Genomic DNA, 12,701 nt, shown 5'->3' with positions numbered 1-12,701 from the left:
CAAGTCCGTGGGGTGATAAGGATCAGACGAAGGCTATCTCCAGCCACGCACGTCAATGGATGCCGTGCATCGTCCCCGTCTGACCCTTGGCCGATTGCGAACCAAGCGCTTGAACACGCTTGCGGTTGATCATCACCTGCGGATTGCTGAGGCTCTGCTCCTGGTCCGAGCCAAGGCAAGTACCCTGGGGCAGACGGCAAATGCCGGCGAAAATATTCGCCGGCTCCAGTTGCTGCCCGGAGACTGGCGGGACCAGAATGCCTCTCACCAGAAAGTGTGAGACATCCTGATGCTTAGCCCGCGCCGGATGCTTAATGCCGCACTGAACCATGCGGGTCGATGACGTACTTGTATGCAGAACCCGCGTCGAACTCTTTGTACGCGGCGGGCGCGTCTTCGAGCTTGATGAACTTAGTGTTCATCATCGGCGAAAGGTAAGGCATGCGATCGTTCAGTATCGCCCGCATTAACGCGTGGTTGTAGTTGGCCGTCGGAGATTGACCAGCCGACATTCGCGGCGACTTGATCCAGGCGTTGGACCATTCCAGATCCATATGGCCTTTCTTGGCTTTCGGGTCTTTCGAGATCGGGTTTGCGCAGTACACACCGACCGTACTGGTCATTCCGCCGAAGCGGACATATTTGAGCATTGCGTTGGTAACAGCGCTCTCCACGATCTTGTCAGCCTCCGCGCCAAACCCGCGGCAGTCCACACCAACATAGTCGATGACGCGATCCACCTCCCTGTGCCCGGTAATGCGTTCGAGATGCTCCTCGATCGGCACGCCGTCGGAAAGGTTGATGGTTTCCACGCCGTGTGGCTTGAGAAGGTCCAGCCGCTCTTGAATGTAATCGGCAACGATGATGGCGCCTGCACCCAGAAGTCTGGCGCAGGCGGCACCCGCTCTGCCGACCGGCCCGGCACCGAAGATCAGGATGTTTTCGCCGACGACGTAGGCCGGCGCGGCTGGCCAGTCTGGGCCAGCGAACCCATGGAAAGCTGTGGGTAATACGTCAGAGAGAAGGGTCAGGTCGCGGATTTTTTCCATGGCGGCATCCTTGTCAGGGAAGCGAAGGAGATTGAAATCCGCATACGGTACGAAGAGATAATCACCTTGCCCCCCCGTCCAGCCACCGAGGTTGAACCCGTAGGCTCCGCAGTCGATTTCGGGGTTGGTGTTCTCGCATACATCGGAGCGCATATGCTTGCAGTTGTAGCAACGCCCACACCCCACATTGAAGGGAACGGAAACGATGTCGCCCTTCTTCACGACTTCGACGTCTGATCCCACTTCGATCACTTCGCCGGTCATTTCATGGCCCATGGTCATTCCCTTGGGAACAGCAAACGAACCGCGATAAATGTGAAGGTCGCTGCCACAGATATTTGTGGTAACTATTTTGAGGATAGCGCCATGGGGTGCGCTTTTCCCTTGAGGGGTTATCAGCTCTGGAAATTTGAAGGTGTTGACCTTCATTTCCAAGGGCTTCTCGAAAGTCACGATTCGGTTACCGGTCGGAGTCATTTCGTCACCTCTGTGCGTTAATGTTTCCATCTTCTAAATCGAAGTGGGAAACGAAATTTACCGCTGTCAAGAAGAACGATCGTGGTATTGCCTAGCCGTTGGTCGCGTCTCCTTCTGCGGTCTTGACAGCATCGGATCAAGCTCAGAAGTGGTCAAACTGGAATAATCTATGTGCAGATAGGCACGATCTATCTACGCGGGATCGTCGAGCCGTGCTCGTCTCCTAGCCGGGAGAGGGCAACGATCATCGCTACATCGCGCCTCCTAGCTTGATCTAGGAACAGTCAGCTCGACCCAGCGAGACATGAGGAGGCCGCATGCAGCAGGTACTCCTGCCCCCCGAGTTGCCCCTGGACCTAGTGGCCTTCGATGGGTTGCTCAGCACGTGGCGCCTGTTAGCGGCGCACACGGCATGCCTGCAATCTTCGCCTGGTTGAAGCAATACAGAGTTGCTCTTCAAGACTCGCTATTTCAGGGGGCTTTGAGATGAGTCTGCTTTGGGCTGGAACCGACGATGGATCGATATAACGGATTGAAGAGTGGCGGCGAGTTCGGGGGTGTGCACCATTTCGAGCAATGCACGCGATGACGGTGCCTCGAACGCATTTTTCCCAGCAACGAATCCGACATTTGAGTGCGACATTGGTCCATTGATTGCGATTGCGTGGAGATTTGGAATGTGCGCGAGTTGGCCGGCGAGAGATTGCGGAAGAACTGCCGAATATTTTCCTGTCGCCACGTGTGCCGATAGCACGTCAATTGAATCAGTGCGAATAGTCTGCGCGGTACATTGCATCAGCCTATCTTGAATGGGTTCAGGTACTGCCGAGTTCAGCACGCAGAGTTGTCTATTGAGAACATGGTCCCACGTTGTGCTTCGGGGTTGCTGTGTTCTCGCGGCGTGAAAAAGGAAAATGCGTTCACGGTACAGAAGGTGAGTATCGAAGTCTTCCCCTGGGATATCCTCCAAATGCATGAGTGCGATATCCAAATTGTTTTCTCGAATCGCCTGTAGCAGGGAAGAAGCGCCGGAAACCAGAACTGATTGTTGAAGTAAGGGTGTTTTTTCAGCAAGGGCGATGCTTAATGTGGGCGCTACACCGGCAGTTCCTGGGAGTATCCCTAGCCGGAATTGCCCCTCTATACCTCGCCGTAGTGCGGAGAGTTCTCGCTCCAGCCCTTTGCAGTCGTCATACATCTGCTGAGCCCAAGACAGTACGCGCATCCCTTCAGAAGTGAGGCCGTCATAGCGTCGGCCATGACGCACGATCTCGACACCCATGTCTTCCTCCAATTGCTTAATGCCCGCGGAGAGTGTCGGCTGAGAAACATTGCAGCTTTTGGCCGCGTTGCCAAAATGGCCTTCACGGTGCAAAGCAAGCAAGTATTCAAAGTTTCTTACGATCATATATTTTCTTCTGATAAAGTTGATTGGATTTTATACTTTCACGAAAAACCCTGCGCACGCTTCGATCCGCGTCCAACCTTGGGCACGTAGCTGGCACGCATGAAAGGCTGCCGCGCGCAGTGTCCATACAGTAGGTTCGACTCGTCATCGACGGTCAGCACCACAACGCACGGGACAGCCAATAGCGCGAACACAGGTGCTTTGCGCTGTGGGCGAGTCGTCCTCATGTAGCTTAGCAGTTGGCGCGTTCTGGAAGGGAGTAAGCGTGAGTGGTGAGGCACGCAACCGCAAAAGGCGGTGCTAAGCTCTTGAGCTGTTCGGGTCGTGGCCGTTGAAGCGGCGAGAGAATGGAGCCTGCCATGGCCGTTGTGGCGCAGCTAGTACACCATGCCCCCAGCGTTTCCTTAGCTGCGATTGACGGGCATGCCTGGCGGTAGCTCAATAACAGCCATTTATGGATGAAGGAACGAGGGGAATAAGGCAGATGAAGATATTCACGATTGGATTCACTAAGACCTCCGCGCGGTCCTTCTTCACCAAGTTAAGTGCTTCTGGTGCCAAGCGCCTTGTCGATGTTCGCCTGAATAATGTTTCGCAATTGGCCGGATTCGCTAAACGCGAGGATCTTCGATATTTTTCCGAGGCGTTGTGTGGGATGGAATATGAACATCTACCAGCACTTGCTCCAACCAAAGACATGTTCGAGGAATATAAAATAAAAGGGGGAGATTGGGATATCTACGCCAGTAAATTTCTGGATTTAATGTCGTCCCGAAAGATTGAGTCAATCGATAAAGAAAAGATTGATAACAGTTGCCTGCTTTGCAGCGAAGACAAGCCCCATCACTGCCATCGGAGGCTAGTGGCCGAGTACCTTGCAGGCAAATGGCCGAATGTTGAGATCGTGCATCTTTAGAGGGGCGACGTAGCTCCCAATGTCATCAACTTAAGCCCCCAGCCCTGGCCGGGGCAAGAAATCCCGGGGCTTGGACGCGCGGTTGCAGCAGTGCCTTCACTGGTTTTGCTCCCCAGTTCAGCGCATGTGCGACCCAGACGCCAGCTTAATGGATGCCGGTTCGCCTCGGCGGGCGGGATTTCTCGTTTTCCGGGCGAGCGCGTGCCGGCCGCTGTCTGGCCAGCTTTTTTGCGGTGCAGTTCGGGTGCTGCTTGTTCTTAGCGCGTCGGTTTGTAGCCCTCGCAGCCGCGACTGGCCAGGCGCATACGCTGGCGCGGGAAGCTGCGGCCCGGGCGCACAGCGCTGAGGCTGTTGGCCATCAACTCCATCACGTTGGCCAGCCCCTGCACACCGGGGCGTACCAGCAGGTCGACCAGGGTGTTCTTGAGGCGTGACACCCCTTGGGTGAAGTTGACCTTCCAGCGCAGCTTGCGGCCTTTGTGGCGCTGCTCGATGACCGGTTGCAGCAGATGTTGCATCAGCAGCGCTAGGTTTTTCAGCAGTTGCCCGGCATGAAAGTCCTGCTTCACGGCCGTCACGCTACGGCCGCTAAAGTTGTCGAGGCAGAGGGTCTGCTTGAGGCGGCGGTAGTCCGTTTCGATGCCCCAGCGGCGGTGGTAAAGATCCGCGAACACCTCGGCCGGGAAGGCCTGTCGATCCAGCAGGGAGGTCAGCAGCACTTCGCTTTCACCGCTGGCTAGCTCGACCCGGATCAGGCGCAATTCGACCCGGCCCGCGGGATCGACGCCGGCCTCGGTACAGAACAGGCGCGCCTCGGGATGACTGGCAGAGAAGAACTGCGTGTCTTCTGTCTGCCCCGAGCGGAGAAACTGTTTGACCTGCGCGTTGTAGCCACACGGCAGGCGCATCAGGAAATGTCGCCGGTGCTGCTCGAACAGCGCAAACAGCCAGTGTCCGGGGTAGCCGCGATCAAACAACGTCAGGCTGTCAGCGGGCAGATGCTCGAGGTGCAGATGGGCGCAATCGCGCTCGCCGACTGCGGATGGCACGATCAGGCTGTGTAGCGTCTGGCCGTCGGCGACGTCGTAGAGCATGGACAGACGGGCAACGGGAAACTCGCTATGGCAGCCGAAAAAGCGCGTCATGACCGACTCCAGCGGTAAATGGACGGTCGAGCCGTCCACGGCGAGTACCCGTAACCCGCGCCACGTCTGGCGCAGCCCGAGGCTGTCGAGCTGTTGCTGAAGGGTTTGGTTGAGGCTCTCGAAGACCTCGGGCTTGAGCTTGCCGCGCGCCTTGCTGAAGGCCTGCGCGGTGACCACCTGGGTCTCGGCCGAGGCCTGGTTGAGCACGCGATAGAACTGATCGAGCTCGGTTTGCAGGGCGGTGCGTGGCTGATTGAGCAAAAACAGGACGAGGTTCTTGAAGGTCAGTTGGCGTCGGCGGGTAAAGTCGTGAGGGCGCTGGCGGTGGGTATCGATGAAGTCGGGACAATCGAGCTGACTGGTTATTTTTTGTACAATTTTCAAGCCAGGGTTTGCTGGGCGGTGTCAAACGGTGTGGAATGAGGGGCCAAAAGGGTTTCTCCTATGCGCTGAATTTAGCGCTAATTATATGATATTTATAGGAAAAATTCCTTAAGTTGATGACATTGACGTAGCTCCACGTTTCCAACGCCTCGTCTGGAGGGCTGAGAGAGACAAAGGCGCGTATCGGCGGGAGCCGGCGCCACACATTGGGCGTACAGAGCAACCTCGCCCGCCACGGCTCGATGTCAGCGCTCAACGAGGCGAGTGGCTCCAGGTGCATTGGCAGACGGGCCGCTGGCTGACGTCGTGGCGATCGGCGGATATGCACTGGGAAGCCCGCCCATGTGCTGGGCTATCATGTTGGCGACGCCTACGCCCAGGTGGGGCGCGGCAGGATCGCCGTCATTTACACCCCAGTTTGGTACTGCTATAGGTCTTCTGGAATAGCCGATACATCAGGACAAATTGAAGTAGCTCAATTAGGAGATATCTAATGTCAACCGGTATGTTTATTCTGCACTCCAACTATACGCCGGCGGGGGACCAGCCAGAGGCGATAGCGCGCCTGCTGTCGGACATAGAAGAAGGTGCGACGCACCAGACGCTGAAAGGTATCACCGGCTCAGGTAAGACCTTCACCATGGCCAATGTGATTCATCGTCTGAAGCGGCCTACGTTGATCTTGGCTCCTAACAAGACGTTGACCGCGCAGCTTTATGGTGAAATGAAGCACTTCTTTCCTGAGAACGCGGTCGAGTACTTCGTTTCCTACTACGATTATTTTCAGCCCGAAATCTATATGCCGGGCACCGATCGTTTCATTCCAAAGGACTCGGCCATCAATGACCACCTTGAGCGCCTGCGCCTGTCCACGACCAAATCCTTGATTGAGCGTCGTGACGTGATCGTCGTCGCTTCGGTGTCTTCAATCTACGGCCTGGGTGATCCAGATGCATACCGAGCGCTACAGATCGCTCTGTCCCCTGGGGTCAAACTAAACCAGAGAGAGCTAATTCGTCGCTTGGCTTTGCTGCAATATGATCGCACGGAGCGCACTCTCAAGCGTGCAACGTTCCGCGTCCAAGGTGATGTGATTGACATTTTCCCCGCTGATTCCGAGTACAGGGCGGTTCGGGTGGAACTGTTGGATGACACTGTTGCGTCTGTCCAATGGATGGACCCTGTTACCGGCAAGACGTTGGGAGAGATAGACCATTATTTGGTTTCGCCAAAAACGCTTTTCGCGCCGCCCACGAACAAAATAGATTCTGCATCCAAAAAGATACTCGCTGATATGGAAGAGCGGGTTGCCGAGCTGAACAGGAATAATCGCTTGGTCGAGGCAATCAGGCTGTACGAGCGGATCACGCATGACGTGGAAATGATGCGCGAGGTCGGCTATTGCTCGGGGATGGAGAATTATTCCTGCTACTTCAGCGACCGAGACGCAGCTTCTCCTCCGATCACGTTGCTGGATTATTTGCCGAAAGACGGGCTGCTGTTCGTCGATGAATCTCATGTCATGGTGCCACAGATATCCGCAATGTACCGGGGGGATCAGGCGCGCAAGGACACGCTGATCGATTACGGGTTCCGTTTGCCTTCATCGAAGAACAACCGGCCATTGAACTTTGACGAGTTCGAGAAGGTCAAGCCTCAGACCATCTTTGTTTCCGCTACTCCGGGCGACTACGAGCTGAGGGTGTCGAAAGGCAGGGTTGTCGAACAGGTTATCAGGCCAACGGGACTGCTTGACCCCAAGGTTGAAGTGCGGAAAGCGGATGGATACATAGATGACCTGCTTGCCGAAATATCGAAGTGCGTGAAGAGAAAGAATCGAGTGCTTGTGACTACGCTGACGAAGGTCAGTGCAGAAGAGCTAACGGATTTCTTGACGGACAACGGGATTCGAGCGCGCTACATGCATTCGGACATAAAAGCGGAGGATCGTGTTGAGATCATCAATGGCCTGCGCGCAGGAGAGTTCGATGTTTTGATTGGGATTAGTCTTTTGCGCGAAGGGCTGGATATTCCAGAGGCATCATTGGTTGCCATTCTCGATGCAGACCGTGCAGGGTTCTTGCGTTCGGCCCATGCGCTCATTCAGATGATCGGTCGAGTCGCTCGGAATGAAAACGGCAAGGCGATCTTGTACGCCGACGCGGTGACGCCGGCGATGAAGCAGGCGATCGATGAGACCAATAGGCGCAGGCAGCTTCAAATTGCCTTTAACGAGGAAAATGGGATTTCTCCAGCCTCGTCTGTGCGAAAACTAGCAGGGGAAGAGACGAATACGGAGGAGCCCACCGTTCATTCCGAGGCTTTCTGCGAGAACTTGTCCGACCTTTGCGATCAGATCACTGCCAAGGAACAGCAGCTACTCGAATTTACCGATACCGGTGACGAGCAGCGCGTCGAAGACATTCGTCGTCAGTTGGATGGGTTGTACCGGCAATTCATTTACATCTAATCGTTCGCCGGCATTGGGTTGCATGGCCGACCGATCTGCATCTGGGGCAAGCGGGCAGACGGTCGGTTCATCATTCAACCGGAGGGGTGAGCCGCCGAGGCTCAGTGCCCCGCTTTCCAAGATGTGTGCCCTACAGCGTCTTGCGACGTGTCAGCGCAAAGCTGGCAACGATCCAACGGCGACCAGCATTTCATCAAATACCGCTCGAACCCTTCCCGGAATGGGGCCACGCTGAGGCCGATAGACGTACAACCCCCATGCCGGAGGTTCTTCGTTCTCCAGCACTCGCACGAGCTTCCCGCTGGCAATGTAGGGGGCGGCCATGTAGTCCGCCAGTTGCGCGAACGCGATCCCGGCCAGCGCCGCTCCCATTTCCATGTCGGCATTGTCGGCGACGAGAGTGGGTGCGGTAGGTGTCCACTGGCGTCCCGCCTTGAAGTGCCAAGGCCAGGGACGGCCGGTATTGATATCCAAGGCCACGGTAACTGGCAGGCTGCTTAGCGCATCGATGTTTGCAGGTACGCCCACTTTCTTGATCAGGCGCGGAGCGGCAACGATGGGGAGTCTCATGTCGGCGGCCTTGCGTGCGACGAAGCGGCTATCGCGCATGAATCCGACCCTGATCCCGACGTCAATCCCTTCGTCAACCGTATTGCTGATGCGATCGGACAGGCGCACATCCAGCGTGATGCCGGGATGACGCGCGGCCACGCGCTCCAGTGCCGGTAGCACCGCTCTGGTGCCCAAGCTGTGCGGTGCGGTGATGCGAACCGTACCGGACAGAGAGGCCTGCTGGTCGGAGCTAGGCGTTCGCCACAGATCCTCGAACCGCTCCAATGCGGGGCGCACTTGGTCTAGCAGCCCTTCGCCGAAGGCGGTGATGCGCACCTGGCGCGTGCTTCGATGAAACAACACCTCGCCGTAGTGTTGCTCCAGTTGCTGGATGGCACGGGTTACACCTTGCGGAGAAGTCCCCAGCCGGACGGCCGCATCGCGAAAACTGCTGCTTTCGGCCGCCACCCGAAAGATGCGCAGTAGTTCCATTTCTTTGTTCATGACGCACGCCTCATGGCCGGTTTCGCTGCTCGTTAATTGTTCCAGATTGTGGAATTATAAAATCGCAACAATTCCATATACAAGGAGAGCGCGGTTGCCCAGACTGACAACACCCCGGAATGCTCCGCTCCGAACAACCCAACAAGGAACGCGAATGAACGCTGCGACTCTCATCACTGCCTACTACGACGCCTTCAACCGCGGCGACCGCGAGGCCATGCTGTCAATGTTGACCGATGACGTCGCGCACGACTTGAACCAGGGCGCTCGTGAGGTCGGTCGCGAAGCCTTCCGCGCCTTCCTGCAGCGCATGGACCGCTGCTATGGCGAGCAACTGCGCGGGATCGTGGTGATGGTCAGCGCCGACGGCCTGCGTGCAGGCGCGGAGTACGTGGTGCATGGCGAATACAAGGTGACGGACGACGGGCTGCCGGAAGCCCAGGGCCAGCGCTACGTGCTGCCGGGCGGCGCGTTCTTCGAGATCCGCGATGGCAAGATCGCTCGTGTCACCAACTACTACAACCTCGGCGACTGGATCGCACAGGTTGGAGGGGACGCCTGAAATGACCAGCGACGTGCAGGTGCTGGTTCGTCGTGGCCCGGACATTGCCGAATGGTTCGATGCCGTGGCAGGCCTGCGGGCGAGCGTCTTCCGCAGCTTTCCTTACCTGTACGAGGGCGACACCGAATACGAGAAGCACTACCTCGCCATGTACGCCCGTTCGGCAGACAGCCTGCTGGTACTCGCGCTCGCTGATGATGTGGTCGTGGGTGCGTCCACGGGGTTGCCGCTCGGCGATGCGGAGCCGGCCTTCCATGTGCCGTTCGCCGATCGAGGAATCCCGGTGGAGGCAGTGTTTTACTGTGGCGAATCAGTCCTGCTCCCGGCCTTCCGGGGCCTTGGCCTGGGCCATCGCTTCTTTGACGAGCGCGAAGCGCATGCCCGTTCGTTGGGCGGCATGCAGTGGGCATCGTTCGCGTCGGTGGATCGTGCAGACGACGATCTCCGGCGTCCTTCCAACTACCGCAGTAATGACCCCTTCTGGACCCGTCGCGGCTACGTGCGGCAGTCGGACATGAAGGTTACGCTGCCCTGGAAGCAGGTGGGTGAGCCGAGCGAAACCGAGCAGACGCTCACGATGTGGCTGCACTCCCTGGAGAACGCGAAATGAAAGTAGCAGTTGCGAAATACTCAGTGGGTCAGCCCGCGGGCTTCGAGGCATTTGCTGCGCGGCAGCGGCTGGTTCTGGAGGAGGCGCGCCGTGGCGGGGCGGAACTGGCCGTGTTGCCCGAGTATCTATCCCTCGAACTGGCTGCAACGTTCGAGCCTGGCATCCGCCATGATTTCAACGCCTCTCTGGCCGCGCTGCAGGCCTTGCAGCCTGCGTGGCTGGCACTGTATGCCGACCTGTCGCGCGAGTTGTGCATGACCATTCAGGCCGGTACGTTTTTGACCCAGGTTGGATTGGACCGCTACCGCAACCGGGCTTGGTGGTTTGCGCCTGACGGCACACGCGACTACCAAGACAAATTGCAGTTGACGGGGTTCGAGAAAGACGCCGGCGTCATCGAGGGTGGCGACGAACTGAAGGTGTTCGATTTGAAAGGCGTGCGTGCCGGCATCGCTGTTTGCTATGACAGTGAGTTTCCATTGCCCGTGCGAGCCCAGCGAGAGGCGGGAGTGCGCCTGCTGCTGGTCCCGAGCTGTACCGACACCCAAGCAGGTGCAACCCGGGTCCGTGTGGGCTGCATGGCGCGGGCACTGGAGAACCGAATGTTCATCGCGCAGGCCGTGACGACCGGAGCTGCTGACTGGAGCCCGGCGCTGGACACGAATACTGGCGAGGCCACGATCTATGCACCCATGGATCGCGGATTCCCGGAGGATGGCATTCTCGCGACGACTTGCGGCACGCAGACATGGGCGATTGCTGATCTGGACGTTGAAGCCCTCGAACGAAACCAGGAACAGGCCCAGGTTGCGGTCGATCGTGACTGGGACGGCCAGATGTTGCCTGCACTGAGGAAGGCTCGGTACTCGGGTCGTCAGGTCGCCTAGCCGGTCTCATCTTGATAGCTTCAGCTCGATGAGTTGGCTTAGATAGGCCATATCTATCTGCGCATAGATTTTTCCAGTTTGACCGGTTTTGAACTTGCCCCGATGCTGTCGATACATGCAAGAAATATTCATTGATTTGAATGTTTTGCGCTTCTTGGGAACAAATCTGTACTAGCCTGTAATAGTGCTCGAAGAGCACAGAATTTGTGGCGAAGTTCGGCCGCATATACTATGGTGGAGTATTGTATAATGCGGCGGTGTACCCAAGTAGAGAGGTGTTCGATGCCACACAGCCCGGAAGAAAAGAAGCAAGCCCTGACGCGCATCCGGCGCATCAAAGGTCAGGTAGCGACTCTTGAGCAAGCGCTCGATGCAGGTGCGGAATGCCCTGCAATTCTTCAGCAGCTTGCGGCCGTTCGTGGGGCAGTCAACGGATTGATGGCAACCGTTCTGGAGAGCTATCTGCGGGAAGAGTTTCCCAGTAGCGAAATCAGGAGCGATTCGCAGAACAAGTCCATTGACGAGACCATCTCTATCGTCCGCTCCTATCTGCGGTAGAGGCACCAGGGTGCCCTCGGTGAGGGCAAATTTAGTTAGCTAGTAAAGGAAGCGACATCATGAAATCACGTGCAGCAGTTGCCTTCGGGCCAGGAAAGCCGCTGGAAATCGTCGAGATCGACGTCGAGCCGCCGCGCAAGGGCGAGGTGCTCATCAAGATCACGAACACCGGCGTTTGCCATACCGACGCCTTCACCCTGTCGGGCGACGACCCCGAAGGTCTCTTCCCGGTCGTGCTGGGTCATGAAGGTGCGGGTATCGTCGTGGAGGTGGGTGAAGGTGTGACCAGCGTGAAGCCTGGCGATCACGTCATTCCCCTCTATACCGCCGAGTGCGGCGAGTGCCTGTTCTGCAAGTCCGGCAAGACCAACCTGTGTGTCGCGGTGCGCGCCACCCAGGGCAAGGGCGTGATGCCCGATGGCACCACCCGCTTCAGCTACAACGGCCAGCCGATCTACCACTACATGGGCTGCTCGACCTTCAGCGAATACACGGTGGTGGCCGAAGTCTCGCTGGCCAAGATCAACCCGGACGCCAATCCCGAGCATGTCTGCCTGCTGGGTTGCGGTGTGACCACCGGCATCGGCGCTGTTCACAACACGGCCAAGGTTCAGCCGGGTGACTCTGTGGCCATCTTCGGCCTCGGCGGCATCGGGCTCGCTGCGATTCAGGGGGCACGCCAGGCCAAGGCAGGTCGCATCATCGCCATCGACACCAATCCAGCGAAGTTCGAGCTGGCTCGTACCTTCGGCGCGACCGAATGCCTCAACCCGAAGGACTTCGACAAGCCGATTCACGAGGTTCTCATCGAGATGACCGGTTGGGGTGTCGATCACACCTTCGAGTGCATCGGCAACGTCAACGTGATGCGCTCGGCACTAGAAGCAGCACATCGTGGCTGGGGTCAGTCGATCGTCATCGGCGTGGCTGGTGCAGGCAAGGAAATTTCGACGCGCCCGTTCCAGTTGATCACCGGTCGCACCTGGAAGGGCTCGGCTTTCGGCGGGGTCAAGGGCCGCACTCAACTTCCCGGCATGGTGGAGGACGCAATGAAAGGCGAGATCGATCTCGCCCCGTTCGTCACCCACACCATGGGCCTCGACGACATCAACAAGGCCTTCGACCTGATGCATGAAGGCAAGTCGATTCGCACGGTGATCCACTACTGACCGCCCACTA

11 protein-coding genes are annotated in these 12,701 nt (G+C 57.6%); 7 read left to right on the top strand and 4 right to left on the bottom strand.

Translation table 11 applies throughout. The features are described 5' to 3' along the window. Positions 1–311 precede the first annotated feature (311 nt). Together PSH76_RS18420 and PSH76_RS18415 are read right to left on the bottom strand one after the other, a co-directional pair. Entirely contained in the window at positions 312–1,526 is a 1,215-nt protein-coding gene (locus PSH76_RS18420; protein ID WP_023093406.1) for a glutathione-independent formaldehyde dehydrogenase, read from the bottom strand. 466 nt (positions 1,527–1,992) lie between these two features. Further along, positions 1,993–2,934, bottom strand: a complete 942-nt coding sequence (locus PSH76_RS18415) for a LysR family transcriptional regulator (RefSeq protein WP_028698648.1) — start codon at positions 2,932–2,934, stop codon at positions 1,993–1,995. A gap of 484 nt (positions 2,935–3,418) precedes the next feature. On the opposite strand from PSH76_RS18415, the gene PSH76_RS18410 reads away from it, so the two are divergent. After that, positions 3,419–3,850: a DUF488 family protein gene (locus tag PSH76_RS18410; RefSeq protein ID WP_023835768.1), complete on the top strand. Its 432-nt coding sequence runs from the start codon at positions 3,419–3,421 to the stop codon at positions 3,848–3,850. A 257-nt stretch (positions 3,851–4,107) separates the two neighbouring features. Here the strand turns inward: PSH76_RS18410 and PSH76_RS18405 are convergent, their stop codons facing one another. Continuing rightward, positions 4,108–5,379 (bottom strand): IS4-like element ISPa45 family transposase, encoded by a 1,272-nt coding sequence (locus PSH76_RS18405; protein ID WP_020924943.1) that lies wholly within the window; start codon positions 5,377–5,379, stop codon positions 4,108–4,110. 493 nt (positions 5,380–5,872) lie between these two features. Here PSH76_RS18405 and uvrB point away from each other — a divergent pair, with 493 nt between their 5' ends. Further along, a complete protein-coding gene (gene uvrB / locus PSH76_RS18400; RefSeq protein ID WP_020924944.1) occupies positions 5,873–7,849 on the top strand; it encodes an excinuclease ABC subunit UvrB in 1,977 nt (658 codons plus the stop codon). A 150-nt stretch (positions 7,850–7,999) separates the two neighbouring features. Here uvrB and PSH76_RS18395 read toward each other — a convergent pair whose 3' ends face one another. Beyond that, the gene (locus PSH76_RS18395; RefSeq protein WP_020924945.1) at positions 8,000–8,905 is read right to left on the bottom strand and encodes a LysR family transcriptional regulator; all 906 of its coding nucleotides are present in this window, start codon (positions 8,903–8,905) and stop codon (positions 8,000–8,002) included. A gap of 154 nt (positions 8,906–9,059) precedes the next feature. On the opposite strand from PSH76_RS18395, the gene PSH76_RS18390 reads away from it, so the two are divergent. The 5 genes from PSH76_RS18390 (at position 9,060) to PSH76_RS18370 (ending at position 12,691) form a co-directional block, all read left to right on the top strand. Continuing rightward, positions 9,060–9,467: a ketosteroid isomerase-related protein gene (locus PSH76_RS18390; RefSeq protein WP_017514126.1), complete on the top strand. Its 408-nt coding sequence runs from the start codon at positions 9,060–9,062 to the stop codon at positions 9,465–9,467. A 1-nt stretch (position 9,468) separates the two neighbouring features. Continuing rightward, complete coding sequence (locus tag PSH76_RS18385) at positions 9,469–10,077, top strand: GNAT family N-acetyltransferase (RefSeq protein ID WP_007182546.1); 609 nt, start codon at positions 9,469–9,471, stop codon at positions 10,075–10,077. Beyond that, a complete protein-coding gene (locus PSH76_RS18380; protein WP_007182547.1) occupies positions 10,074–10,964 on the top strand; it encodes a carbon-nitrogen hydrolase family protein in 891 nt (296 codons plus the stop codon). Before PSH76_RS18385 ends, PSH76_RS18380 begins: the two co-directional genes overlap by 4 nt. A gap of 282 nt (positions 10,965–11,246) precedes the next feature. Further along, the gene (gene frmR, locus PSH76_RS18375) at positions 11,247–11,522 is read left to right on the top strand and encodes a formaldehyde-responsive transcriptional repressor FrmR (protein WP_007182548.1); all 276 of its coding nucleotides are present in this window, start codon (positions 11,247–11,249) and stop codon (positions 11,520–11,522) included. A gap of 59 nt (positions 11,523–11,581) precedes the next feature. After that, positions 11,582–12,691, top strand: coding sequence for an S-(hydroxymethyl)glutathione dehydrogenase/class III alcohol dehydrogenase (locus PSH76_RS18370; protein ID WP_007182549.1), 1,110 nt, complete (start codon positions 11,582–11,584; stop codon positions 12,689–12,691). The last annotated feature ends 10 nt before the right edge of the window (positions 12,692–12,701 follow it).

Source organism: Pseudomonas sp. FP215 (genome assembly GCF_030687795.1).
GTDB classification, from domain to species: domain Bacteria; phylum Pseudomonadota; class Gammaproteobacteria; order Pseudomonadales; family Pseudomonadaceae; genus Aquipseudomonas; species Aquipseudomonas salmasensis.
This window is presented reverse-complemented; position numbering and strand designations above follow the sequence as displayed.

Bases quoted from the DNA above. Each gene is read 5' to 3' on its own strand.
- PSH76_RS18390 (WP_017514126.1), top strand. From the start codon at position 9,060: ATGAACGCTGCGACTCTCATCACTGCCTACTACGACGCCTTCAACCGC.
- PSH76_RS18370 (WP_007182549.1), top strand. From the start codon at position 11,582: ATGAAATCACGTGCAGCAGTTGCCTTCGGGCCAGGAAAGCCGCTGGAA.
- PSH76_RS18380 (WP_007182547.1), top strand. From the start codon at position 10,074: ATGAAAGTAGCAGTTGCGAAATACTCAGTGGGTCAGCCCGCGGGCTTC.
- PSH76_RS18415 (WP_028698648.1), bottom strand. From the start codon at position 2,934: ATGATCGTAAGAAACTTTGAATACTTGCTTGCTTTGCACCGTGAAGGC.
- uvrB (WP_020924944.1), top strand. From the start codon at position 5,873: ATGTCAACCGGTATGTTTATTCTGCACTCCAACTATACGCCGGCGGGG.
- PSH76_RS18410 (WP_023835768.1), top strand. From the start codon at position 3,419: ATGAAGATATTCACGATTGGATTCACTAAGACCTCCGCGCGGTCCTTC.
- PSH76_RS18420 (WP_023093406.1), bottom strand. From the start codon at position 1,526: ATGACTCCGACCGGTAACCGAATCGTGACTTTCGAGAAGCCCTTGGAA.
- frmR (WP_007182548.1), top strand. From the start codon at position 11,247: ATGCCACACAGCCCGGAAGAAAAGAAGCAAGCCCTGACGCGCATCCGG.
- PSH76_RS18385 (WP_007182546.1), top strand. From the start codon at position 9,469: ATGACCAGCGACGTGCAGGTGCTGGTTCGTCGTGGCCCGGACATTGCC.
- PSH76_RS18395 (WP_020924945.1), bottom strand. From the start codon at position 8,905: ATGAACAAAGAAATGGAACTACTGCGCATCTTTCGGGTGGCGGCCGAA.